Genomic DNA, 24,372 nt, shown 5'->3' with positions numbered 1-24,372 from the left:
CTCTGAAAGCTCCGAGTGCGCACTTCAAGAGTGGATACAAGCAATTGATCGCGCTTGCCCCTGTATCGGCCCTACTCCGAGGCCACGGCGAACTGGCTGCTGCGCTCAAGCGATCGCAGCGGCGAACGACTGATACAGGTCGCCGGATAGCGGCGTGTGCAGCTCCCACGTAATGGCCATCGGTTTCTCGCCGACGTGCCCGCGGTAGGTGGCAGGGCCGAGGAACCAGAAGGCGCGTTCATCCGCGCGCAGGCGGCTGAACAACATGACCGATCGGCCGTCCCGTTCCTGGTTCCGGTAACGCAGACCGGTATCGCTGTCAGCTCGGGTCATCGACTGGCTTTCCCAGTGAATGAGTTTGGGACTGATAGCGTAATCGCGGTAGCGCGTGGTCGGCGAAAAGGCGCCGCTGCTTTTGTCGAGAGTGAAGGCGAACAGCTCGGCGTTGGCGCTTTTGGCCTCGTAGACGCCCGTCTGCCAGGGGGCCACCTTGGCGTTGTCGCCGATACCGAAGGCCGCAAGAATTTCGATCCGCGAGTAGCGGGCATGCACCTGAAGTGGCACGTCGGGGTGGCGGTCGAGCGCGCTATGGAGGTGATCCACCCGGTCGTCGAGTTCGAGCAGCAGCTGGGCGAGCTCGGCACGCACCTGAGGGTGAGCCCACAACAGGTCGATGCCCGCCTGCAACGAGGTGGTCTTGGTCAACACCTGGTCACCAATGCTGGCGACGAGCATCCGGACGAGGCGTCGCTCACGCTCCGACATTCCGGAGACGTCTACCGGCGTGGATGATCGGACGAGCCTTCGATAAGCAGCGATGCGTTCGTCGTCGTCGACATGTAGTAGGCGTCCTAAGGCCCTACGTAACGGTTTCTCGTGCGCCCCTGCCGGTTCGGTCGGTACCCCAGCGGCCTCGCAAAGATCCGACCAACAGCGCGAACCCTCGTACACTTCGGGCAGGTCGAGTCCGGACTCGGCGAGGTACTTCGACAGCGTGACGGCGGGGTTCCTCACGTAAATGACTCTGAGTTCGTCGACGCGGGCTAGCCAGCGCGTCGGAATCGCCTCTCGGAGGCTGCGCAGCACGATTTCGGACGTTTTGGCGTCAAGGTGCATGTGGCACCCCGCCGGCAGGAACGGAAATCCCTGCCTTACAGCCTGTTCAATGTCGCGGCGGGTGCCGCCGATGAGCGCCCGATAGCGACGGTCAAAGCGGAACTCGCGGCGATGCGTGCCGACGAAATCCAGTACGGTGCAGAAGGTCTTGCCCTTCGAGCGTCGCAACCCTCGGCCTAGTTGTTGAAGAAACAGCGTAGGACTCTCGGTCGGGCGCAACATCAGCACGGTGTCGACGGTAGGCACGTCGACCCCTTCGTTGAAGAGGTCGACCGAGAAGATGACGCGAATCCGGCCGGCAGCGAGGTCTTGCAACGCCGCCCTACGGTCGGTCGGCGGGCTATCACCCCACACCGCGACCGCGGGAACACCGGCCTTATTGAAGTGCGTCGCCATGAACTTCGCGTGGTCGATGCTGACACAGAACCCCAAGGCACGCATGGTGCTGTGATCATCGGCGAGGCGAAGCACCTCTTGGAGAACGGTGCGCGCCCAGGCAGCGGTGCTGGTGTAGAGGCCGCTAAGAGCGTCGAGGTCATAACCTTGGCCTCGGCGCCAAGGGATCTGGGTGAGATCAAGCCCGTCGTGAATCCCGAAGTACATGAACGGCGAAAGACGCTGCTGGTCAATAGCGTCCCACAACCGCAATTCGGCGGCTATACGGTCATCAAACCAATGCAGGATCGACAGGTCGTCACTGCGCTCCGGAGTGGCGGTGAGACCGAGCAGTTCCAGGGGCTCCAGGTGATCAAGGAGCTTGCGGTATGAGGGCGCAGCTGCGTGGTGGAACTCGTCGACGATGACGACGTCGAAATGATCCGGAGGGAGGTCATCGAGGTTCGTGGCGTTAAGACTCTGCACCGAGGCAAAAACATGTTCAAAATGATGCGGTCGCGAATTGCCAATCCACTTCTCGCCAAACGATGCATCGCGCAGTGCATAGCGGAAGGTGGCGAGGCTCTGATCGAGAATTTCATTGCGATGGGCCACGAACAACACCCGGGCGCGCGGCAATTCGGCACGCAGCCGTGCGTAGTCGACGGCGGCCATGACGGTCTTGCCGGTGCCGGTAGCGGCGACGAGCAAGTTGCGGTGGTGACCGCGTCCGCGGGAAAGCTCGATCTGCTCGAGGAGGCGTTCCTGGAATGGCTCAAGGCGAAGCTCGATGGGGCTGAGGATGACGGTCGGCCCGGTTTCGGCGCGACCGGCCCGTCGGAGCTCTTCATCGAACTGCTCCGGCTCGTACGGAACAAAGTCGACGCTTTGCCAATAGCTTTCGAATACCGCCTCGAACTTGGCGAGGATATCGGGGTTCCGAGCCGAAGAGGCCCGGATGTTCCACTCCAGGCCAGTCACCTGCGCAGCGTGGGTCAGGTTTGACGAGCCAACGTATGCCGTGGAGAAGCCCGACCGGCGATGGAAAATCCAAGACTTTGCGTGCAAGCGAGTAGTGCTGAGGTCATAGGAGATTCGAACTTCCGCGCCGAGTCCTTTGAGTTGGTCGAGCGCAGCTCGTTCGGTGGAGCAGGTGTAGGTGGTGGTCAGCACGCGCAGCGGCCTGCCGCGTTCGCAGTGCCGACGCAATGACACAAGAAGCGGGTGGATACCGCTGCGGCGAATGAAGGCCATTACGACGTCGATCGCGTCGGCGGAGTCGATCTCGGCGCCAATCTGGTTCAACAGGCCCGGCTCGCCGGGCGCATTAGTCAGGAGGGTGGTGTCGAGCAGCGGGATAAGCGGTTTGGCTATGGGGCGCGGCGTCCCATCCGGGCGATGCTCGAGGATCGCGTGGAGAACCTCGCCAGGTTCGATGGGTGGGTCGTATCCGTCAACGTTGACGAACTCGGCAAGTCGCGCGATCAGGGCTTGTGCAACTTCAATGCCGACCTGGACCCGCGCGTCCTCAGTGACCGTCGCGAGAGCCTGCTCGATCTGTCGGCTTAAATGCAGCGCAATCCGATCGGCAGCTTCGGCCTCATGTAACGGCCGCACCGTTGGACGGAATGATCTTTCAAGCGGCGCGAGGCGCGCGCGTAGCGCCTCGGTGACGAGTACTTCGTAGATGCCGGGATTTAGTTCCGTCACTTTTTCGCCTAGAAATGGTTGCGGTGTCAGCGGTCAGATGGAGTTGTCGGACATGATCGCCCGGAGGCGGAAGACACCTGCTGTAGCGCGCCGCGGCTTCGTCCGGAAGCTTAGGTCAGCTCACCGACACATGTCCCCGTTTGCTGTCCCCTACGGGTATGCGGGGGCTACGGGCGTCGCGGTGGTCGTGCCCGCTCGCCCGGCTTTTGCTCCCTGAGATGACCGGTCTGCTCGCCAAGACGACTTCATCAACCACTTCGCTCGACGGCCCCTTGACGCGTTGCCACGGGCCCCTCGGCATCGTTCATCAGGGGAGTTCAGACGGGTGGTGCAACGAGGGTCTGGACGCAACAGTCAGGGCCCACACTCGGCCACGCTGAAGATCCCGGCGACGCGCGCTCAACCGAAACCTCGCGCCAACACGGCCCCGCCCCGCAAATGAGGATGTCAGTCTCCTCGCCTATGTTGGGGCTCCCGACGAACGCACTGACTAGAGGACGCAGGTGAACAACAGCCCAGCTCTGTCCGACCTCCTCACCCTCAACCGCGACCTCCAGCACTCCCGCGCCATCCGGCTCCTCGCCACCACCAACCTCAGCCTCTACGCCACGTTGATGGAGCGTCACCTCAGCGACGGCCAGGTCCCGGAGACCGAGCTCGTCGTCCGCCTCGAACGCGACCTCACCGATCTTGGCGACCCCCAGTCGGGCCTGCAGATGATCAAGTCCTGGGCCGCCCAGGGCTGGCTGCACCGCATCGTCGACGAACGCCACGAGCACAACGTCTGCTACCTCACCCAGGACGCCCGCCGCGCCCTCGATTTCCTGAGGTCCATGCGCCGCCAGGACACCATCGCCACCGGCGGCTCCATCACCGGCATCGCCGCCCGCCTCAAGACCGTCGCCGCGAAAGTCGACACCAACCCCGCCCGCATCCGCACCCACATCGAGGCCGAGATCGCTGCCCTGCACGCCGAACTCGACGCCCTCGACGCCGGCGAGCGCCCCGCACCCGACGTCACCGACTGCTACGACGAGGCCAACGCCATCGCCCTGCAGATGGAACGCCTCATCACCGACATCGGCCAGTACGGCACCATGATCGAGCAGGCCACCGCCGCCCTCGACGAACCCATCGACTCCAACACCGCCTACCGCGACCGGCAACGCCAGATGTACGCCGACTACCAGGCCGCCTGGGACTCCCAGGGCCGCGACTCCCACCGCGCCTTCCTGCGCATGATCAACGACCCCGACCAGCGCGCCGAGTTCGAAGCCGACGTCGCTGCCGTCGCCGACGCCCTCCCCGCGCTGGACCCCGCCCTGCGGAAGGTCATGGCCGGCTTCTTTGAACTCGTCGGCCACCAGATCGACGAGGTCGAACGCATCCAGCAGCGCTGCGCCCAGCGCGTCAAACGCTTCACCGCCTTCGGCACCATGGAGCAGAGCCGCGGCGTCGCCCGCCAGCTCAACGAGGCCATCGGCGCCGCCCGAGCCCTGCTCAAGACCAGCCTCATCGACTCCCGCCTCGACCTCGACGTCCCCCTGGCCCGCCACGCCATCAGCTCCGTCGGCGCCCTTAGCTTCAAGATCGGCGACCTGTCCACCCCCAAGCCCGCCGCCCCCGCCGAGAGCACCGTCGACCTCACCAGCTTCGCCGCGCTGACCACCCAGGTCGACGCCCCCGCCATGTCCGACATGCTCAACCACGCCCTGACCGCGGGCCCCGTCTCGCTGCCCGACGCCGTCGCTATGCTCGACACCGCCTACCTCGGCCACGTCATCGTCCTGTGGTCCTGGGCCCTCAAACAACCCCTCGCCGATGCCGCCGAGGAGACCACCGTCCGCTTCAAATCCCTCGACGGCCGCGACCGGGAGATGGCCGTCCCCCGCCTGATGTTCACCGAACCGATCACCACCCTCGCCGGAGCCTCCTCGTGACCACTGACAGCGACATCGATTTCTCGTCGCTCCCCCAGGTCGACCAGTCCGCCCGCCCGTCCGTGGCGCGCCGGCCGCGCTTCGACGGCGACGTCTCCGAACTCCCCGACCGCGCCTGCTGGGCCCTGCAGCACCTGCTCACCCGCCGCTACGTCAGCGCCGAGTCCGACGCCGACGTCTACAGCTGGGTCCTTGAATACCGCAGAGAACTCTCGGTGCGGCTGTCCGAGCTCGACCTGCTGCTGCGCGTCGTCGACGGCACCGAGGTCGCATTCGTCGAACAGGCCCGCTACGAATCCGCGAAGGGCATGAAGCTGCTGCGCCGCGAACCGCTCGGCACCTACGACTCCATCCTCGCCCTGCACCTCGCCCAGATGATGCGCGCCTCCGGCGGCACCCCCGTGCTGATCAGCCGCGAGGAGATGCACGGCCTGTTCTCCGGCGTCCTCAACGACACCGACCGCGACAACGTCGCCTTCGCCGCCCGCATCGACGGCGCCATCGCCCGCCTGGCCGGCCTCGAGATATTGCGCAAGAGCCGCGACGACGAGGACAGCTACCTCATCTCCTCCGTCATCACCGCCATCATGACCGCCTCGGTCATCACCGAATTGCAGCAGCAGTTCGAACAACTGCTCAACGGCGGCGCCCCGGTCGAAGCGGAGCCCGAGGATGACTGATCAGTTCCACCTGTCCCGCCTGCAGGTCATCAACTGGGGCGTCTTCGACGGCTACCACTCCATCCCGTTCAGCCCCGGCGGCGCATTAATCGCCGGCGCCTCCGGCAGCGGCAAATCGTCACTGCTGGACGCGATCTCGCTGGGATTCCTGCCGTTCAACCGGCGCAACTTCAACGCCTCGGGTGACAACACCGCCGCCGGGTCCAGCGCCGGGCGGCGCACCGTCGACAAGTACGTCCGCGGGGCGTGGGGCCAGCGCAGCGACGGCGGCACCAGCCGCGTCATGTACCTGCGCGGCGACGGCACCGCCTGGTCGGCCGTCGCGGTCACCTACACCAGCACCACCGGCCGCACCGTCACCGGCCTGGTCCTCAAATGGCTGACCGGCGAATCCCGCAACGACTCCTCGAGCCGCTTCGTCCTCGGCGACGGCGACCTCGACATCGAAGATGTCTGCAACCGCTGGGCCGCAGGGCGATTCGACACCGGGGTGTTCAAGGAACAGTGGCGGTTCACCACCAAAGTCGAATCGCAGTACCTCGCGCAGCTGTACGCCACCATCGGGATCCGCGCCTCCGACGCCGCCCAGCAGCTGCTCGGTAAGGCCAAGTCGCTGAAAAGCGTTGGTGGGCTGGAACAGTTCGTCCGCGAGTTTATGCTCGACGAACCCGACAGCCTGGCCCGGCTGCCCGAGGCACTCAAGCAGATCGACCCGCTGGTCGAGGCCCGCGAACTGCTCGCCGTCGCGCAGAAGAAGCGCAAGATCCTCGGTGACATCGAGCAGATTCAGCTGCGCTACGCCTCGGAATCCTCCGACCTCGGCATCATCGATCTGGTGGACGCGCCGATGGTGCGGGCGTTCACCGACCACGTGCGCCTCGCCCAGACGCCGGGTCAGATCGCGATGCTCGACGGCACGATCGACCAGCTGGAGAACGAATACGAAGACGTCACTCGATCGCTGAATCTCGCGAAGGCCGAGGCGGATTCGCTCAACGCGCAGATCAGCGGGTCGAGCGCGAACCTTGCGCCGCTGCAGTCCCAGGTGACGGCCGCCGAGACCGAGGCCGAGCAGGTCGAGCGCCGCCGCGCCGCCTACGAGACGCTGCTGGCCGCCCAGGACATCGACACCCCCGATACCGCCGAGGAGTTCTGGAACCTGCGCGAGGAGCTTCTCGCCCAGGCCACCGAGCTGCTCGCCAAGGTGGAACGCCACCGGGAGGCGTCCACCGACGCGGAGTACGCGCAGAAGTCTGCGCGCATCGACCGCGACGAGGCGACCAAGGAACTCAAGCGCGTCGAGCACGTCGGATCCGCGTTGCCCGAGTTCGCTTTGGCGATGCGCGATCACATCTGCGCCGAGCTCGGCATCAGCCCGATGGAGCTGCCCTACATCGCCGAGCTGATGGACCTCAAACCCGACCAGTCGCGCTGGCGGCTCGCGGTGGAAAAGGTGCTGCGCGGCGCCGGACTGCGGCTGCTGGTGCCCGACGCCTACTGGGACAAGGTGCTGCGCCTGGTCAACACCACCGATATGCGGGGACGTCTGCAACTGCACCACGTGCGGTCAAAGATGCTCGGCGCCGAACCGGTCGACCCTGAGCCGAACACGTTGGCGGGCAAGCTATTCGCCGTTGATCCGAGGCACCCGTGCGCGGCCGAGGCCGTGGACGTCATCACCTCTGCCGGCGACCACGTGTGCGTCGACACCCCCGACGTGTTCGCCCGGTTCCGCCGCGCGGTCACCGACACCGGCCTGTACAAGGACTCCGATCGGCTGGCCGTCAAGGACGACCGTCGGGCGGTCCGGCAGTCCGAATACCTGTATCAGGGAGATGTATCGGCGAAGATCAACGCGCTGACCCTCGAACTGGCCACCGCCGAGGAATCGTTCCAGCAGGCCCGCCGCACTGCCGACGACATCGCCGCTCAGCGCCAGCAGTGGCGAGACCGCGCCGCGGCGTGCAAGGCGATCTGCGAGCAGTACCCGCAGTGGAGCCAGATCGACACCGAGACCGCCGACGGGCACGCCGAGCGGCTGCGCGAACAGTACGAGCTGCTGCTCGCCGACAACCCCGACATCGAGGCGCTCAACGCCCGTGCCGACGAATGCTGGTCGGAGATCCAGAAGCTCATGACCCGGCGCGGTGCGATCCAGACCCGTCGCGACCATCTCGACGAGCGGCGCACCCGATTGCTCGAGCTGCAGGACCGACTGTCGCCGGCGTTCGTCTCCGAGCCACTGACCGAGCTGCTGCAGCGGTACGCCGCCGCGCTGCCGGTGTCTCTCGAGCTGCTCGATCCGGAGCCGCACCGCGATGCGTTGTTCACCGCGATCAAGAAGGAGCGCGAGCAGCTGCGGGAGAGCCGCCGCCGGTCCTACGACGAGCTGGCCCGAATCCTCAACACCTTCGACACGGCGTTCCCAGATGCGATCCCCAATGACAGCGATGTGTTCGACGAGCGGGTGCACGATTACGTCGCGCTGTGCCGGCACATCGACGAGCGCGAACTGCCTGAGGCCTACGAGCGGATGATGCGGCTGGTCACCGAGCAGGCGCCGGATGCGATCCTGACGCTGCACCGGGTGGCCGAGCAGGAGACGCGGCGGATCGCCGACCAGATCGCCCGCGTGAACACGGGTTTGGGGTCGGTGGAGTTCAACCGCGGCACCCGGCTGACGCTGCGGGCCATGCCGCGGCATCTGACGGCGGTGGCCGAGCTGACCGAAATCGTGCGGTCGATCTCGCGGCGCATCGCCGAAGTCGGGCTGGGCGACAAGCAGGCGATCCTCGACCAGTACGCCGACATCTTGCGGCTGCGAAATCGGCTCGCCTCGACGGCGCCGGAGGACAAGGCGTGGACGCGGGACGCGTTGGATGTTCGTAACCGATTCACGTTCGACTGCGCCGAGTGGGACGTCGCAAGCGAGGAATTGATCCGCACGCACAGCAATGCGGGCGACAACTCGGGCGGTGAGCAGGAGAAGCTGATGGCGTTCTGCCTCGCCGGGGCGCTGAGCTTCAACCTGGCCAGCCCCGAAAGCACCGACAACACACCGGTATTCGCACAGCTGATGCTCGACGAGGCATTCAGCAAGTCCGATCCGCAGTTCGCGCAGCAGGCGTTGTCGGCGTTCCGGAAGTTCGGCTTCCAGCTGGTGATCGTGGCGACGGTGCAGAACGCCACGACGATCCAGCCGTACATCGACAGCGTGGTGATGGTGTCGAAGACCGAGGCGACCGGCCGCAACGCACGTCCGGTGGCGACGGTGGCGACCCGGACCATCTCGGAGTTCACCTCGCTGCGGCAGGAGATGCGGGAGAGCGCGCGGGCGCCCGCGGGGGTGTGATCTCGGTACGTGTACACGGGAGTTCCCGGCGCGTTCGATCAACTCCGTGAGTTCCGCAACGCTGTTCGGTCGTCCTTCACCACCCTGACGTGCGTCTCCGCGGATTATTGCGAGCGCCAAGAGCGCGGAGCAGCATCTTCGAAGTCTGCGGCGACGATTCTGGAACCCCAGCGATGCTGACCTGCACGTTCGACCGCTTGCTAGAGTTGGCACCAAGATCAAATCTTTGCAGGTTATAGCATGCGTGACTCGAATCGCTGGTTTCGCTATCACGATGCCGCGATCGTTCTTAGGCTTCGACTGATCGGGAACGGCTGGCACCTAGCCGCGCGGGGAGGCTGATTCCACGACACACGTGTCCGACTGTGCCCGACCGCAGCTCGGGCAGAGCCCTGCTCGGGACTTTCACACGACAGGAAGCACGGCAATGGTCTCGCGCATAACCCCCCTCATCACCCTAGCTCTCGCCGCTACCGGAACTGGAGTCATCCTCGCCACCGCTCCGACTGCGGCGGCGTGCGATCCCGGGTGGTACCCAACCGAAACGACGGGTGTCTGCACCGACATGCCCCCCGCCATGCAGCCGGCACCTGCCCCCCTTCACCCGATCGCGCAGAACGGAATCAACGCCATCATCGATGACATGCTCGAGACGACCCCGGCAGACAGCGACGGGGACGGGTGGATCGACAGCGCGGACAAGCTGCCTTTCGACCCCGGTTGGCGCTGACTGCACGCTGAACGAAACTTCAGGCGGAATGTCGGTCGCGAATTCCTGCCTCGGCGTGACAACCGCCGGCCGCGTCACGGTATGCGCGCGGCAACGCGGGCCGCGATGCTCGACGGGTGGCGGAAACCCGCGAGGCATCTTGGAGTTCGCATCGCAGCGGCTGGAATCGCACGAACGCGGAGTGACCTCGGGCTCCGGTCGCCGCCTACGGCGACTCCAGGAACGTCGTCACCGGCACCTCGTACCCGCCCCCACCGCTGTCCGAGGGCACCTCCGGCGCCGTGTACGCCGGTTCTGCAGGCGCCGTGTACGCCGGCTCTGCCGGAGGCGTGTAGGCCGATGTCTGTGACGCCGGCACTTCCGGCTCCGGCGCCACCGTCGGAACCGTCGTGGTCACCGGGGCCGGCGCGCTCGTCTGGGTCGGCGCGATCGTCGTGGTCGGCGCGACCGTCGCGGTGGTCGTCGGAGGCTGAGTGGTCGTCGGCGGCTGGGTAGTCGTCGGCGGCGCCGTGGTCGTTGCGGTCGTCGTCGGGACCATCGTTGTGGGCGTTGTCGTCGACGGCGTCGTGGTCGGCGTGGTGGTCGACGGAGTCGTCGTCGGTGTCGTGGTGGACGGCGTGGTCGTCGGTGTCACCGGCGTGGTCACCGTCGTTGTGAAGGTCGGAATCGTCGGGAACGGATTGAACGTCGGGAACGGCGCCGTCGGCACCACCGGCACCGGTACGACCGGCACTCCTGGCACCGGTACGACGGGAACCGCCGGCGCGGGCGCAGGAATCTGTACCGGCGGCGGGACGATCGGGTTCGGCCCGCGGTTCACCGGCACCGGGACCGCAGGCGCCGCCGGCGGAGGCGAGACCACCGCGACGGGCAGCGCCACCGGGTCCGGCGCGTGCGGCACCTCCGGCAGGAACCGCCCCGGCACCGTCTGCGGCTGCACCGGTGGCGCGGGCTGCGCCGCCACGTCCGCCACCGGCCGGATCGTCACCGCCACCGACACCGCCAGCGTCGCGAACGCGGCCACCACGAACGCGAACGCACTGCCCATCAGCAGCGTCTTCGGTGGCGGCGGCGCGATCATCGCCGTGTAGGCCTGCTCGTCCTCGAGCTCTGGGACGAACTCCTCGAGTTGCTCGTACGGCAGCTCGTACGGTTCCGGCTCCTCCTGGGAGTACGCCAGCTGCGGCCCGACCGCCGCCCCCGGATTCGTTGCAGGCGCCATCTGGGTGGTCTCCACGGCCGGCGCCATCTGCGTGGCGTCGACCGCCGGCGCCATCTGCGTCGCGTCCACCGCCGCAGGCGCCATCATCGTCGCCGCGCCCGCCGGGAACTCCCCAACGGTCTGCGCGGCCCCGCGTGCGATCGCATATCCCGCATCCGGCGGCAGCACCACCGGCGTCGTCGAGCTCAGTTCAGCGGCAATCGAATCGAGGTCCAGTCGTTGGCCCACCAGTGCGATCCGCGCCGTCTCGCCACCGGGCAGCGACTGCAGCACCGACGCACTCGCGACGGCAGCCCCGGCCGCCCCGATCGGCAGCGACGCCAGCACCGACGTCGACTCCTGGTCCGCGCCGACCCGCGTCAGCGACACCGTCTCGTCACCGGCCAGCAGCAACGCCGCGTCGGCGCCGACGCTGCGCGCGACCGCAGCGGCGGCCTCCGTCTCGGCGACCAGGTCGACGTTCTCCACCCCCGCGTTGAGCACGGTCTGCCGCAGCGTCTCCGCCTCCGACGCGTCGGGCAGGCACAGCCGGATCGCAGCCATCCGGTTACCCGACTGGGCCACCTCGCGGTGGGTGCCGACGATGGTCTCGGCGAGGTCGGTCATGCCGCCGTCGGGCAGGTCCAGCGCGTACTGGTCGAACACCTGACCACCCGACGCCGGCGAACCGATCATCGCCAGGCGCGCCACGCGCCCGGTGACCGCCACCCCGAGGACCACGTCCACCGAAACCACTCCTCCACCCTCGTCGAACGCCCCCAAGCTACTCCGCTCCCTGCTTGTCACCAGAGGTGAAAGTGAGCACGCTGAGGTGTCGACACCTCCCGGTGCCGTCTAAGGAAGGATCGTCTCGTGAGCGACCAGCGTTACGACGCGGCACCCACCGTCGGGGCCGGCCAGCCGCCCCGGGCGGGCTATGTACCCCGCCGGGCGAACATGGTGCGCGACGGAGTGGCCGTCGTGCTGCTCGTTCTCGCGCTGCTCCTGCCGTGGAACCTCGACTTCGGTCTCGGCGCCTTCGGCAACAACGCGACGCTGTGGGCAGTGGTCGTGGTGGCGACCCTCCTGGCCATCAGCGCCGTGGTCGACGCCTACGTCGGGAAACTGCGGCTCGCCAATCCGGACCTCGACGTCCGCATGCTCAGCCGGGTCCGGCTGATCGTCTGCCTGCCGTACTTCGTCACCGCGATCGGTTTCGTCGGCTACCACCTCGCGGAGACCGTGCAGGACGGCGGCACCGGGCTGGTGCCACCCGGCGTCGGGCCCGGACTCATTGTCGGACTCGCCGGAGCGCTGCTGGCCGCGCAGCCGCCGATCACGAGTATCACCCTCGAGGACAACCGTTTTCGACGCTGGTACGCGGCGGCCCGCTTCCTGGGCGCGGTGTCGATCGGGCTGGCGACGCTGGCAGTCGGGTGGAATCTGTACTGGCGGTTGCGATATCTGTTCGTCGCCGACGCCGAGTTCGGCGGCCAGGACATCGCGGTCATCGTCACCACCCTGCTCTACGGCGCGGTCGCGTTGACCGCGGTGATCATCGCGTCGCGCTGGCTGCTCGAGAAGTCCGCCGCCGCCCGGCTGGCCGTGACCGCGCTTGGCGGATCTGCCGCAGTGGCAACCACATTGGTGTGGATCCTGCCGGTCGGCCGCGACGTCGATGCCTTCCACGGGATCGCCCAGAACACCTCGACCGCGGCCATCGGCTACGAGGGATATCTGTTCTGGGCGGCGGCCGCGGCCATCGTCGCCCCGACCACGCTGTACGCGGTCTTCCAGATCCAGCCGCCGACACTGGGCGCCTACCGTTCCGCCGCGCAGAAGTGCCTGACGCTGATTGCGTTCTGGGCGTTCGCGGCGGCGACCTGCCGTGTGGCGGACTTCGTCATCGCGTGGTCGCTGGACCTGCCGCGCGCGCTGTACGACACCGTGGCGATGGCGGTGTTCAACCTGGTCACCGGGTTCATCGCGTGGTGGCTGCACCGCTGGCTCGCCCGCGGCGACGCCACCGCACCCGTCATCGCAGCGTTCAGCGCGGCGTTGACCGCCTTCACCGTCGCGAACCTGGCCATCGGCGTCGCCCTCGCTCCGCGCTACGCCGAGGCCCCGCCGAACGCGATCTACGGCAACAACCTCGCCCAGCAGATCACCAGCACCTTCGACGTCGTCGTCTGCCTGCTCAGCCTCACCGTGCTCGTCGCGATGCTGTTCACCGGCCCGCTGGCGGGCTTCTTCGCGCGTCGCCGCAATGCCCGCCCCGCGACACCACCACCGCCGCCCCCGCAGCCCGAGCCGCCCACCGCCATGGTCCCGCCGCCGCTACCGCGGATCGCCCGGCGGCCGCAGGAGAACACCACGGTGATCCCGGCGCCGCCGACGCAGCAGATCGCCGCGCCGACCGAGGCGTTGCGAATCCAGCGCCGAGAGCCCTCGACTCAGGCGATCACGCCGCCGGACGACTCCCCGCCGACGACGGCGTACCGGCGACCGCCGGGCTGATCCGCCGGGCGGTGCGACAGGCGCCCTATTGCGTCAGCGATTGAATTTGGTCGTCCCGGCGACAGGCCTCCAGGTGCTCACCATTTTGGCGATGCAGTTGTCCCGGCTGAAGCCTTGATTGCGACACCAGGCGAGCACGTCGGTGTAGTCGGGTGATTGCAGGCCAACGACAGTCACCCAGAAGTTGTCGCCGTCGAACACGGACCAGTCACCTGACCATAGAAGCTTCGCATTCGGGTACATCTGTCGTAGGCGAAGGTGCTCATCCAAGATCTGCGCGTTGTCCCACACCGTGCCTTCGGCCTCCAAACCCACCCGCTTTGAACTGATCTGCGGTGCCCATCGGTCCGCCAGGACTTCACTGACGAAGGGGCGATCTTGATTGGCGAGCGCCCGTAGTTGGTTGAGGCTCGACGAGTCGGGGTTGGGGGTCACCGTGACTGTCCGAGGCGGCGGGGGAGCTGGCGCCCTTGGTGGCGGTGCGGCAGTGACCGTGGTCGGTGAGGGCTCAGCTTGCGCGGCGTTGATTGCGACCTCGACGCCCGCCTTCGCTTCGGCCTCGGTGTAACTCATCTCCGGCTGCGCTCCGACCTGAATCCGGTAGAACTCCGCCCCGGCCGGAACCTCAGAGACGGAAAAAGACACCGCACACCCATCGCGCTCATTGCGACTTCTCTCGACAGCTCCTTTCGCGAGCAATTTGCCCGACTCGTCTTCAACCGTCACCGGAGCATTCGGTCCGATGTCGCTGTAGCGGTTCGTGCCGGCACACGTGTAGCCGCCAGGCAGACCGTCGGTCTTCACCACCTCATCGGGCAGGTGCAGCGTTCCGGCGAGCGCGAAAGATTCCTCCACAGGCGGTTTGTCGGCGGGCGCGAGGACGAAGTACCCGATGACCACTCCTATGGCCACTACCGCCACCCCAGCCGCGGCGGCCAGCGCAACGCGCAGATGCGTGCGTCCGGTGGACGCCGCATGCGTCGCCTCGGGCACCGGAGCAGATGGTGTCACGGCGGCCTCAACGGGACGGATCATCGTCTCCGCCTCGTTCAGAGCAGTCGCTCCGGCACGCTCCGTTCTCGGCTCTTCCGGTTGTTGTAGCGCGCGGGCGAAATCGATACATGTGTCGAAACGGTCGGCCGGGTCTTTCGCCAATGCGCGGGACATTGACGCGTCGAGAGGCGCCAATTCCGCGTAGGCGTCGCCGAGCCGCGGAGGTATCGCATTGAGGTGCTGGCCGATAACGACCGCAGCCCTTGAGTTCTGGAAAGGCGGCGCGCCGGTCAGCAAGTGATACGTCGTCACCGCCAATGCGTACTGATCTGTTCGTCCATCGACGTCAAGGCCCATTAACTGTTCCGGCGCCGCATACGAGGCAGTGCCCACGGTCATATTCGTTGCGGTCAGACCGCCACCTGTGTCATCGGCGAGATCACGCGCGACACCGAAGTCGCCGAGGAGTATGCGGCGTTCGCCGGCGACGTCTCCGGAGATCAGGATGTTCGCCGGCTTGACGTCGCGATGCAGGAGACCCATGCCGTGGGCATAATCGAGTGCTTCCGCTACCGCAGTGACGATCTCGAGAGCGTCCTGCACGGGCATCCCGTCCGGGTACTGCTCGAGGAGTTGGCCCACGTCGGTACCGTCGACGAAGTCCATGGAGATCCACAGGCGTCCCCGGTACTTGCCGCGATCGTGGATGCCGACAATGTGCGGGTGCCACAACTTGGCGGCCAGATCGGCTTCACGGTTGAACCGCTCGACGAAGTCGGGATCCCCCGAGATGTTGGTTTTCAGAACTTTCAGCGCGTCCTGCCGGGGTAGCCGCGGATGCTGCGCGAGGTACACCTCGCCCATTCCCCCGGAACCGAGCATTCGCTGGATGACGTATCCAGCAATCTTCGTACCGGCCCCTAACGGCATAAGCCGGTTCTACCCGTCAAAAATGGCCGCAACACCTCAGCGACAATAAACGACGGCGTGATTTGTTGACGCGAATTCGGCGGTCCCACGTGTTGGCTATTCGATTGAAGTTCGCCCGCTTCGCACTCCTCGTCGGAACAGCCCGCGCTCAGTCCTTCGCGCACTCCGCCTGCAGCGACACCAGGACCGTGTCGGCGACCTTCATCGTGCCCATCATCATCGAGTACGGCTTCATCCCGAAGTCGGTGTGGCGCACCTCGGCCTCCCCCGAAACCCGCCACGCCTCCCCGAGGTCCTCGACATGGACATCGATCGCCTTCGGCCGGGTCTTGCCGTGGACCTCCAGCGTGCCGCTGAGCCGGTAGCCGCCGTCGATGTCCTCGACGGCATCGGCACGGAACGTGATCGTCGGATATCGCGAGGCGTCGAAGGTCGACAGCGCGAATGTCCGCGCAACCGCCTTCTCCGGACCCGTCAGCGGCGTGACACCGCCCTCGCCGCGCACCACCTCCAGCGAGTCCACCTCGACCACCAGCTCGGCGCCGACCGGCTCGTCGTCCTCCCAACTGATCGTCATTCGCCACGACCGGAACGCGATCGTCAGCCGGTGCCCCATCTTCGCGGCCCGCCCGGCCACCCCCGTCGTCGCCAGCAGTTCGCCGTGCGAGGGGTCCAACACCCAGTCCGTCGCAGTCACCCAACGACTCTAGGCCGGGGCCGCCTACACAGGGACGCTTGCGACCACCGCTTTCCGGCTATCCGACCGCCATGAGCGTCATTGATCTCGAAGCACTCTCGACCACCGAGCACGGCTACACCGTCCGCGACGATGATGACGACGAACCCGTGCTGCTCGACCGGGACGGCAACAGCATCGACACCTGGCGCGAGCGCTACCCCTACGACGAGAAGATGTCGCGCGACGAATACGAGTGGCTCAAACGCCAGCTGCAGATCGAGCTGCTGAAGCTGCAGAAGTGGAGCAGGCGCACCGGCGCCCGCCACATCATCGTGTTCGAGGGTCGCGACGCCGCCGGCAAGGGCAGCACCATCCAGCGCTTCATGGAACACCTCGACCCTCGCGGCGCCCGCACCGTCGCTCTCGAGAAGCCCACCGACACCGAGAAGTCCCAGTGGTACTTCCAGCGCTACGTCCGGCACTTCCCCACCGCGGGCGAGATGGTCCTGTTCGACCGGTCCTGGTACAACCGCGCCGGCGTCGAGCGCGTGATGGGCTTCTGCACCCCCGAGCAGCTCCAGGAGTTCTTCAAGCAGGCCCCGCTGCTGGAGGAGATGATCGTCAACGAGGGCATTCACCTGACCAAGTTCTGGTCGTCGGTGTCACCGGCCGAACAGCGCACCCGCTTCGCGATCCGGCTCATCGACCCGCTGCGGCATTGGAAGTTCTCCGACATGGACATGGAGTCCGTGGACCGCTGGGAGGACTACACCCATGCCAAAGAGGAGATGTTCCTGCGCACCGACACCGACCACGCGCCGTGGATCGTCGTCAAGACCAACGACAAGAAGCGCGGTCGCCTCAACGCGATGCGCTTCCTGCTCTCGAAGTTCGACTACGACGACAAAGACGTCGAGATCGTCGGAGAGCCCGACCCACTCATCGTGGGCCGGGCTCTCGAGGACTGACGCGAAACGACTCAGACCCCGAGTCGTCCGGACAGCTTCGTCAGCCGCTCCAGGCTGGGGCCGTCAAGGCCGATGAGCCGCAATCGTTTTCCCCGCGCTTCGTACTTCTGCCGGATCGCATCGAGCGTCGCCACCGACGAGGCATCCCAGACGTCGGTGCCGGACAGGTCGATGACCACGTCGTCGGGATCGTTCGCGTAGTCGAACTGGTGGATCAGATCGTTGCTCGACGCGAAGAACAACTCCCCGCGCACCCGGTAGGTGCGGGTCTCGGCTCCCGTGTCGGACTCCACGATGGTCAGGTGGGCCACGCGCCGCGCGAAGCCGACCATCGCGGCCACCACCCCGAGCGCCACTCCGATGGCGAGGTTTCCGGTGGCGACCGTGGCCACCACCGTCACCACCATCACCGCAGTCTCGCTGCGCGGCATCACCTTCAGCGTGCGGGGCGCGACGCTGTGCCAGTCGAGCGTCGCGACGGACACCACGATCATCACCGCGACCAGCGCCGCCATCGGGATCATGCCCACGACGGGGCCGAGTGCGAGGACGAGCACCAGGATGAAAGCCCCCGACAGGAACGTCGACAACCGGGTCCGGGCGCCGGCGACCTTGACGTTCATCATCGTCTGGCCGATCACCGCGCAACCACCCATCCCGCCGAACATCGCCGTGACGATGTTGGCCGTGCCCTGTCCGAACGCTTCCCGGGTCTTGTTCGACCCCGTCTCGGTGATGTCGTCGACCAGTTTGGCCGTCATCAGCGATTCCAGCAGGCCGACCAGCGCCGCCCCCAGCGCATACGGCGCGATGATCTGCAGCGTCTCCCACGCCACCGGCACGTGCGGAATACCCAGCAGCGGAAGCGAATCCGGCAGTGCCCCCTGATCCCCCACGTCGGGCACCTGCCAGCCCAGCAGCACGACCACCGCGGTCAGCACCACCACCACCACCAGCGGCGCCGGCACCGCCGTCGTCACCTTGGGCAGCAGCACCATCAGCAGGATGCCGACGGCGGTCAACGGATACACCAGCCACGGCACCCCCAGCAGGTGCGGCACCTGCGAGACGAACACCAGGATCGCCAACGCGTTGACGAAGCCGATCATGACGCTGCGCGGAATGAACCGCATGAGCTTCGCAACGCCGAGACCCGCCAGCAGCACCTGGAACACGCCGGCCAACGCGATCGTCGCCACCAGATAGCCCACCCCGTGCTCGTGGGCCACCGGCGCCACCACCAGCGCCACCGCCGCGGTCGCGGCGGAGATCATCGCCGGCCGGCCGCCGGCGATGGCGGCCGTGATCGCCATCGTCACCGAGGAGAACAGCCCCACCCGGGGGTCGACGCCGGCGATGACGGAGAACGCGATGGCCTCCGGAATGAGCGCCAGCGCCACCACCAACCCGGCCAGCACCTCGGTGCGCAACATCGCCGGAGACCGAAGTGCCTGCAGGACAGACGCTCTGGCTGGGGTGGGTTCCGGCGGGGCCGGAAGGGTGACGCTCACGAATCTCTCCTGGGTGAAAGACGGTCAGGCGCTCTGTGCGGGGCTCTGGCCGAGGAAGGCGAGGATGTCGCGGCGCAGCCGCTGATAGTCCTCGTGGAATTGCGCTTCGGGAGCGCGGGGGTTGTCGATGGTGATGATATCCGCCACGGTCGCCGGCCGGTGACTGAGCAGCACCACCCGGTCGGCCAGCAGGAGCGCCTCGTCGACGTCATGGGTGACGAAGAGGATGGTCATCCGCTGGGCCTCCCACACCGACATCAGCAGCCGCTGCATGTCCAGGCGGGTCTGGGCGTCGAGCGCCCCGAACGGCTCGTCCATCAGCATCACCCGCGGCTCACACGCCAGGGTGCGGGCCAGCTGCACCCTTTGCCGCATACCGCCGGAGAGCTGGCTGGGCAGATGGTCGAGGTAGTCGCCGAGACCCACCTGCTCCAGCCGCCCGGTCGCGACCTGCTTGAGTTCCTTACCCCGCACCCCACGCAGCCGCACGGGGTACTGCACGTTCTTCAGCGCGGTGCGCCACGGGAACAGCGCATCCTCCTGAAACACCATGGCGCACTGCGCGGCATTGCCGGTGACGGCCGCGCCGTCGACGGTGGCCGTGCCGCCCATGGGTTCGAGCAGTCCGGCCAGCGCCCGCAGGATCGTCGACTTCCCGCAGCCCGACGGGCCGAGAAAAACGATGACCTCCCCCGGATCCACCGTCAGGGTGATGTCGGCGGCCAGCACGCCGTTGAAACCCAGCTTCAATCCATCGAGGGTGACGGCTCCGGTGCTCATCGGGCGGCCCTCGGCAGCCAGTGGTTGACGCGGCGACCGGCGTACTCGACCAGCCAGGCGGTGGCCAGGCCGAGAGCGCCGATCGACAGCATGCCGACGACCACACCGGCGTAGTCGAGCAGGCCGTAGGACTGCCAGGTGTAGTAGCCGATGCCGAACTGGCCGGAGATCATCTCGGCGCTGACCACGCAGATCCACGCCACGCCCATCGCCACCGACAGTCCGGCGAAGATTCCGGGCAGCGCGCCGGGCAGGATCACCTGGAACAGCAGCGACACCCGGCCGGCGCCCATGGTCTTGGCGGCCTCCTCCCACACGTTCGGCAGCGAGTCCATCGCGTGGATGGTGCTGACGACGACCGGGAAGAACGCGGCGAAGAACGTGATGAATACGATGCCCTGTTCACTGGAGGGGAACAGCAGGATGGTCAGCGGCACCAGCGCGATCGCCGGAATGGGCCGGACGATCTCGATGAAGGGACGCAACGTCTTTCGGGCCAGCTCTGAGCGGCCGACCAGGATGCCCAGTGCGACGCCGATCACGGCGGCCAGACCGAAGCCCAACAGGATGCGCTGCAGGCTCGCCAGCAGATCGTCGTAGTAGGAGCCCGAACCGATCCGTGCGGTGAACGCCTCCAGCACGCTGGCCGGTGTGGGCATCCGGTTGAACCTCAACCAGGCGACCACCCCGTAGGTGGTCAGCAGATGCCACACCACGAGGAACCCCGCGATCGGGATCAGTGGCAGGGCGACCGTGGCCACCCTGGTGCGCAGACCGGCCGGCAGTGCGTCGCGGACGGCGGTACGCCAGGGCGTGCGGGGCGGGGCCGCCGGTGCCCGGGTGGGCACCGCCGCCACGTCGTTCATGGTCAGGGTCATCTTCTTCTCCTTCGATCAGGGCGTGGGGTCAGTCGGTGGCGGTCGACTGCGACACCGCAGCCGGGAAATCGACGGGTACCGCCTGGGGGTGGGCGGCACGGTAGGTGTCGGCACCGGCAGCGGTGGCGAACGGTTTGTAGCGCTGTGTCGGCGGCGCGCCCGGGTCGTCCAGCCACACCGCGTGATCGGCGAACAGCCGGATCCCCGTCGAGGTGTCCGGGACGTACGCGGCGCGGACAGCGTCGGTTTCGGCGACGCGCCGCAGCAGGCAGGTGGGGGTGGCGGCCACCTCGGTGCGCTCGGCGCCCGTCGGCCACAGCTCCGATGCCTGGGCCGGATCGTCGACGGGCAGTCCGCACACCGCGTCGGTGCCGCTGAGCGCCGCGGGGTTGGTGACGTCGGTGCGCCGCCGTTCGTAGTCGGATCCGAACAGTTCGCGCAGGTGGCTTTCGTCGATGAAGCCCTGGACGTCGAAGTCGGCGGTCACCGATCCGCGTTTCACCAGGAACGCCTTGACCTGTTCGAACGCCGAGGCGAACTGCGGTTTGACGGTCATGTCGAAGGACACCAGGCCGTTCGGACCGTTGTAGAGGTAGACCACCTCGGGTTCGATGCCCGTCAGCGCGCTGACCCGCATCGCCGACGGCAGCGGATCGCCGACGATGGCGTCGGTGGTCGTCTTGACCGCCTTCATGAACGCCGTCATCACCTCGGGGTGGCCGTCGGCGAACTGTTTGCGCACCACCACCCCGTGGAAGGTGGGCACCTCGTTGTCACCGCCGTCGTAGAGCAGCCTGCCCTGGTTCCGGAAGACGACCAGCTGCGGCCAGGGCACGAATTGCGCGAGCGCGTCGACCTGGCCGCCCTCGATGGCGGCCGCGCCGATCGCGGGGTCCTGGTTGGCGATGTTGACCTGCGCCCGCTCGATGTCGTTGCGCGCCAATGCCGTCGAGAACATGCCGTCGCCTGCCGACCCGAGGCTGGTGGACACCTTGCGCCCGGTGAGGTCGGCGAGCGTGCGGGCGTCCGAGGACAGAGGGACCACCACCTGGTTGAGTGATCCACGGAGGCTGTAGCCGGTGGTCGCGATCATCTCCGTCTCGGCGTCGGCGTACTTGCGGGTCTTCGATCCGTTGGTGAGCAGCGGGTAGTCGCCCATCGATCCGATGTCGACATGGGTGGCCATCATCTGCGCGGTCAGCGGCGCACCGGACGAGAAGTCCTGCCACACCACGCGATACCGCTTACCGTTCGCGGCGCCGACATCGGCGAGTGCCTTCTCGAAGTCGCCGCGGTCGCGCAGCAGGGTGCCGGCGTTGACCGTGTTGATGGTCTTCGACTGATAGCCGACGTTGACCGTGACCGTGGGCTCGGTCAGTAGGCCGCAGCCGGTCAGCGCCTGCGAGCCCACCGTGGCCAAGGCCGCGATGACGGCGGCGGTGCGGCCGCGTCGCGGCCGGGAGGCGGGGGTTCGGTCGTTCATGCACCCCAGAGTCGAGGTCTACTGTTACCTCGCCGTCACCGGAGGTTGCACAGCAGTTACGCCATCAACGCAGGTCAAAGCGCCGGCCCCGGAATGCCGTCAGCAGGACTCCCGCGGTGTTCCGCCGGACGGCACGGCCGGTCCGCTGCCCGGGCGCATCGAGCGGGCGAGCTTGGGATGAAGTCTTCGTTACGCCACCCGCCGGGCCCTGGCAGCTTCCGCCAGGCCTGACCAAGCTGGGAGGATGGCCGGCGAAAGTGTTGCGAGCGAGCAGGATACGACGATCGAACCCGATTACCGATTCACGCTCGCCAATGAGCGCACGTTCCTGGCCTGGCAGCGTACGGCCCTAGGATTGCTGGCCGCCGCGGTGGCGGTGGTGCAGTTCCTCCCCGAGCTCATGACTCCAGGGTTGCGGCACGCGCTCGGAGCGACGATCGGGGTGCTCGCCATGCTGACGGCCGGCGCCGGTTTACACCGCTGGTACAGCGTCGACCACGCCATTCGGCGGGACCGGCCACTGCCCCGCCTTCGGACGCCGGTCTATCTCACGGTCGGCCTGGTGGTGATCGGGACGGTCACGGTGGCCCTCGCGGTGGCGGCGTGACCCGCGAAGCGCTGGCCCAGGATCGCGGGCTGCAAGCGGAGCGGACGGATCTGGCGTGGACCCGCACCTCGCTGGCCGTGCTGGTCGCGGGCGGCTTGTTCATGGTGAAGGATCACGGCTTCGACCAGCCCGTCCGCACGGTCGTCGGGGCGGCTGCGGCGCTGGTGACCGTCGCGGTCTTCGTCATCGGCGGTCGCCGGCGCCGGGTGCTCGCGGCGCGCCCCCTGGCCGGACGGCTCACCGCCCGGCGTGAGGTGCTCGGCGCCGGGGCGGCGATCGTGACCCTGGCCGTGCTGGTCGTCGCGTATCTGGCCCTGCCGCTGTTCTAGCGGTCTACAGATGTTGTTGGCGGCGTTGCGTAGATCTCGTGCGCTGAGGCTCGGCTGATGTCGATCCGGGCGACTCGCCCGTCCCTGACGGTGATGGCGATGACGCCGAGCAGGTGGCCGCCCGGTGCGATGACGTGGACTGGTCGGCCGTCGACGAGCATCGGGGCACTGGCTCGGATTCGGTCCGCGAACAGCCTCGTCTCCTCGGCGACGGCGCGCGCGCCGGTGACGCTCGCGGACGTACCCCCAGGGACGAGGGCAGGGTCGACAACGCGCATGCAGTCATCGGTCATCAGGGCCACCATGCGGTCGATATCGCCGCCGCGGGCTGCGGCGAGGAACGCTTCCACGACGGCCGTGTCGGTGGCCGCCGCCGCCTGCGCCGGCTCGGTCCCTTCGATCCTTCGCCGTGCCCGGCTGGCGAGCTGTTTCGCATTGTCGGGAGTGGTGCCCAGCGTCTCCGCCACCTCCCGGAACGGGACATCGAAGAGGTCGTGCAGAACATAGGCGACCCGCTGATCCGGCGTCAGCCGGTCGAGAAGCACCATCAGTGCACGAGAGATGCTCTCGTGCTGCAGGTAGCGCTCGTCGGCCGACACGACGTCAGCGGACAGCATGTCCGCGAGTAGTGGTTCTTCATCGCGGTTCTTCCGCACGCGGAGCTGGTCGAGGCACAGTCGGCTGACGATGGTGGTCAGCCAGGCGACGGGATTGCGAAGGTCCTGCGTGTCTGCGGTCGAGGCTTTGATCCACGCGCTCTGCACAGCGTCTTCGGCATCGTGGATCGAGCCGAGTATCCGGAACGCCACCGCGGTCAGTTGCGGTCGCGCCGCTTCGAACGCCGAGGTCGATACCACCAGTTGTCACCTTTCTGCGCCGAGGAACGTCGGGACTGATGAGACGACCGATCTCACGTCCGACACGTCCACCGAAGAGGAGACACCCGCTGATGAGCGTACCGATGATCCGAATCCAGCTGATCCCAGCTGCCGCGAATTTCCGCAGCGACCGCGCATGATGCCGGCTCTCTTCGCCGCCACAATTGTTTGCATCGTGGCGAACGCCTTCATCGCAGTTGCCGACTACGCGAAGGCGGGGTTCGTGTTGAAGAACTCCGCAGAGGTGCACGTTCCCGCCAACGTCCTGCCCTACCTCGCGACGTTGAAACTGGCGGGCGCTGTCGGTCTTGTCGTCGGCGTGACCGCCGTGCCCTGGTTGGGCGTTGCGGCAGGTATCGGCTTGGTGTTGTTCTTCATCGGCGCTGTCGTCGCCCACGTCCGAGCCAGGGTCTTGTACAACATCGCCTTTCCGGGCCTGTATCTGCTGCTCGCGGTGGCGTCAACCGCGTACATGGTGTGGCTGGCGGTTGACCCGTGAGTCACGAACTGTCCGGCGTCGATCGAAGGTCGACGCGGACCTCTAGATGTCGAGGAAGCGGATGTCTTTGGCGTTGCGGGTGATGAAGCTTCGTCGGGCTTCGACGTCGTCGCCCATCAGGATGGAGAACAGCTCGTCCGCGGCCGCGGCGTCGTCGAGGGTGATCTGGCGCAGCACCCGCACCGACGGATCCATCGTGGTTTCCCACAGTTCCTT

The 24,372-nt window shown here is 67.1% G+C and carries 19 protein-coding genes; 9 read left to right on the top strand and 10 right to left on the bottom strand.

Annotation, left to right across the window (positions count from 1 at the left end; all coding sequences use genetic code 11):
- Positions 1-105: 105 nt before the first annotated feature.
- Entirely contained in the window at positions 106-3,201 is a 3,096-nt protein-coding gene (locus A5757_RS17505) for a DUF3427 domain-containing protein (RefSeq protein WP_066836407.1), read from the bottom strand.
- A 503-nt stretch (positions 3,202-3,704) separates the two neighbouring features.
- Here A5757_RS17505 and A5757_RS17500 point away from each other — a divergent pair.
- The 4 genes from A5757_RS17500 (at position 3,705) to A5757_RS23290 (ending at position 9,903) form a co-directional block, all read left to right on the top strand.
- Positions 3,705-5,141 carry a DUF3375 domain-containing protein gene (locus A5757_RS17500; protein WP_066836405.1) on the top strand — a complete coding sequence of 479 codons (1,437 nt, stop codon included), beginning with the start codon at positions 3,705-3,707 and terminating at the stop codon, positions 5,139-5,141.
- Positions 5,138-5,821, top strand: coding sequence for a DUF4194 domain-containing protein (locus tag A5757_RS17495; protein ID WP_066836403.1), 684 nt, complete (start codon positions 5,138-5,140; stop codon positions 5,819-5,821). The genes A5757_RS17500 and A5757_RS17495 overlap by 4 nt, the downstream gene beginning before the upstream one ends.
- Positions 5,814-9,173, top strand: coding sequence for an ATP-binding protein (locus A5757_RS17490; RefSeq protein ID WP_066836400.1), 3,360 nt, complete (start codon positions 5,814-5,816; stop codon positions 9,171-9,173). The genes A5757_RS17495 and A5757_RS17490 overlap by 8 nt, the downstream gene beginning before the upstream one ends.
- Before the next feature lie 565 nt (positions 9,174-9,738).
- Positions 9,739-9,903: a hypothetical protein gene (locus A5757_RS23290; protein ID WP_197497370.1), complete on the top strand. Its 165-nt coding sequence runs from the start codon at positions 9,739-9,741 to the stop codon at positions 9,901-9,903.
- A gap of 205 nt (positions 9,904-10,108) precedes the next feature.
- On the opposite strand, the gene A5757_RS17485 is transcribed toward A5757_RS23290, so the two are convergent.
- Complete coding sequence (locus tag A5757_RS17485) at positions 10,109-11,860, bottom strand: hypothetical protein (RefSeq protein WP_231984036.1); 1,752 nt, start codon at positions 11,858-11,860, stop codon at positions 10,109-10,111.
- A 117-nt stretch (positions 11,861-11,977) separates the two neighbouring features.
- Between A5757_RS17485 and A5757_RS17480 the strand changes: the two genes are divergently transcribed.
- A complete protein-coding gene (locus tag A5757_RS17480; RefSeq protein ID WP_066836398.1) occupies positions 11,978-13,621 on the top strand; it encodes a hypothetical protein in 1,644 nt (547 codons plus the stop codon).
- Between the two features lie 33 nt (positions 13,622-13,654).
- Here the strand turns inward: A5757_RS17480 and A5757_RS24050 are convergent, their stop codons facing one another.
- Positions 13,655-15,544 (bottom strand): serine/threonine-protein kinase, encoded by a 1,890-nt coding sequence (locus A5757_RS24050; RefSeq protein WP_066836397.1) that lies wholly within the window; start codon positions 15,542-15,544, stop codon positions 13,655-13,657.
- A 148-nt stretch (positions 15,545-15,692) separates the two neighbouring features.
- Entirely contained in the window at positions 15,693-16,241 is a 549-nt protein-coding gene (locus A5757_RS17470; RefSeq protein WP_066836396.1) for a YceI family protein, read from the bottom strand.
- Positions 16,242-16,312: 71 nt separating this feature from the next.
- Here A5757_RS17470 and ppk2 point away from each other — a divergent pair, with 71 nt between their 5' ends.
- Positions 16,313-17,191 (top strand): polyphosphate kinase 2, encoded by an 879-nt coding sequence (gene ppk2, locus A5757_RS17465; protein ID WP_066836395.1) that lies wholly within the window; start codon positions 16,313-16,315, stop codon positions 17,189-17,191.
- A gap of 11 nt (positions 17,192-17,202) precedes the next feature.
- Here the strand turns inward: ppk2 and A5757_RS17460 are convergent, their stop codons facing one another.
- From A5757_RS17460 to A5757_RS17445, 4 genes are read right to left on the bottom strand one after another with little or no spacing between them, the layout of a single operon-like run.
- Positions 17,203-18,702 carry a SulP family inorganic anion transporter gene (locus A5757_RS17460; protein ID WP_066836394.1) on the bottom strand — a complete coding sequence of 500 codons (1,500 nt, stop codon included), beginning with the start codon at positions 18,700-18,702 and terminating at the stop codon, positions 17,203-17,205.
- Positions 18,703-18,726: 24 nt separating this feature from the next.
- Positions 18,727-19,482: an ABC transporter ATP-binding protein gene (locus tag A5757_RS17455; RefSeq protein WP_066836388.1), complete on the bottom strand. Its 756-nt coding sequence runs from the start codon at positions 19,480-19,482 to the stop codon at positions 18,727-18,729.
- A complete protein-coding gene (locus A5757_RS17450) occupies positions 19,479-20,360 on the bottom strand; it encodes an ABC transporter permease (RefSeq protein ID WP_066836386.1) in 882 nt (293 codons plus the stop codon). Before A5757_RS17450 ends, A5757_RS17455 begins: the two co-directional genes overlap by 4 nt.
- A 28-nt stretch (positions 20,361-20,388) precedes the next feature.
- Positions 20,389-21,843: an ABC transporter substrate-binding protein gene (locus tag A5757_RS17445; RefSeq protein ID WP_066836384.1), complete on the bottom strand. Its 1,455-nt coding sequence runs from the start codon at positions 21,841-21,843 to the stop codon at positions 20,389-20,391.
- Between the two features lie 244 nt (positions 21,844-22,087).
- Between A5757_RS17445 and A5757_RS17440 the strand changes: the two genes are divergently transcribed.
- The gene (locus A5757_RS17440) at positions 22,088-22,450 is read left to right on the top strand and encodes a YidH family protein (RefSeq protein ID WP_066836383.1); all 363 of its coding nucleotides are present in this window, start codon (positions 22,088-22,090) and stop codon (positions 22,448-22,450) included.
- The gene (locus A5757_RS17435) at positions 22,447-22,779 is read left to right on the top strand and encodes a DUF202 domain-containing protein (protein ID WP_066836381.1); all 333 of its coding nucleotides are present in this window, start codon (positions 22,447-22,449) and stop codon (positions 22,777-22,779) included. The genes A5757_RS17440 and A5757_RS17435 overlap by 4 nt, the downstream gene beginning before the upstream one ends.
- Here the strand turns inward: A5757_RS17435 and A5757_RS17430 are convergent.
- The gene (locus tag A5757_RS17430; protein WP_231984051.1) at positions 22,776-23,588 is read right to left on the bottom strand and encodes a sigma-70 family RNA polymerase sigma factor; all 813 of its coding nucleotides are present in this window, start codon (positions 23,586-23,588) and stop codon (positions 22,776-22,778) included. The genes A5757_RS17435 and A5757_RS17430 overlap by 4 nt on opposite strands.
- 205 nt (positions 23,589-23,793) lie before the next feature.
- On the opposite strand from A5757_RS17430, the gene A5757_RS17425 reads away from it, so the two are divergent.
- On the top strand, positions 23,794-24,156 hold the full coding sequence (locus A5757_RS17425) for a DoxX family protein (RefSeq protein WP_156618497.1): 363 nt from the start codon (positions 23,794-23,796) through the stop codon (positions 24,154-24,156).
- 42 nt (positions 24,157-24,198) lie between these two features.
- On the opposite strand, the gene A5757_RS22925 is transcribed toward A5757_RS17425, so the two are convergent.
- A partial coding sequence (locus tag A5757_RS22925; RefSeq protein ID WP_156618495.1) for a hypothetical protein occupies positions 24,199-24,372 on the bottom strand: 174 nt, incomplete at its 5' end.

The sequence above is a fragment of the Mycobacterium sp. 852013-51886_SCH5428379 genome, from assembly GCF_001665575.1.
In the GTDB taxonomy this organism is placed as follows: domain Bacteria; phylum Actinomycetota; class Actinomycetes; order Mycobacteriales; family Mycobacteriaceae; genus Mycobacterium.
The sequence above is the reverse complement of the archived record's forward strand: the minus strand, read 5'-3'. Positions and strand labels throughout refer to the sequence as shown.

What these genes read in the sequence shown, in the direction of transcription:
- A5757_RS17425 (WP_156618497.1), top strand. Translation starts at nt 23,794, where the DNA reads ATGATGCCGGCTCTCTTCGCCGCCACAATTGTTTGCATCGTGGCGAAC.
- A5757_RS24050 (WP_066836397.1), bottom strand. Translation starts at nt 15,544, where the DNA reads ATGCCGTTAGGGGCCGGTACGAAGATTGCTGGATACGTCATCCAGCGA.
- ppk2 (WP_066836395.1), top strand. Translation starts at nt 16,313, where the DNA reads ATGAGCGTCATTGATCTCGAAGCACTCTCGACCACCGAGCACGGCTAC.
- A5757_RS17445 (WP_066836384.1), bottom strand. Translation starts at nt 21,843, where the DNA reads ATGAACGACCGAACCCCCGCCTCCCGGCCGCGACGCGGCCGCACCGCC.
- A5757_RS17450 (WP_066836386.1), bottom strand. Translation starts at nt 20,360, where the DNA reads ATGACCCTGACCATGAACGACGTGGCGGCGGTGCCCACCCGGGCACCG.
- A5757_RS17440 (WP_066836383.1), top strand. Translation starts at nt 22,088, where the DNA reads ATGGCCGGCGAAAGTGTTGCGAGCGAGCAGGATACGACGATCGAACCC.
- A5757_RS23290 (WP_197497370.1), top strand. Translation starts at nt 9,739, where the DNA reads ATGCCCCCCGCCATGCAGCCGGCACCTGCCCCCCTTCACCCGATCGCG.
- A5757_RS17490 (WP_066836400.1), top strand. Translation starts at nt 5,814, where the DNA reads ATGACTGATCAGTTCCACCTGTCCCGCCTGCAGGTCATCAACTGGGGC.
- A5757_RS17455 (WP_066836388.1), bottom strand. Translation starts at nt 19,482, where the DNA reads ATGAGCACCGGAGCCGTCACCCTCGATGGATTGAAGCTGGGTTTCAAC.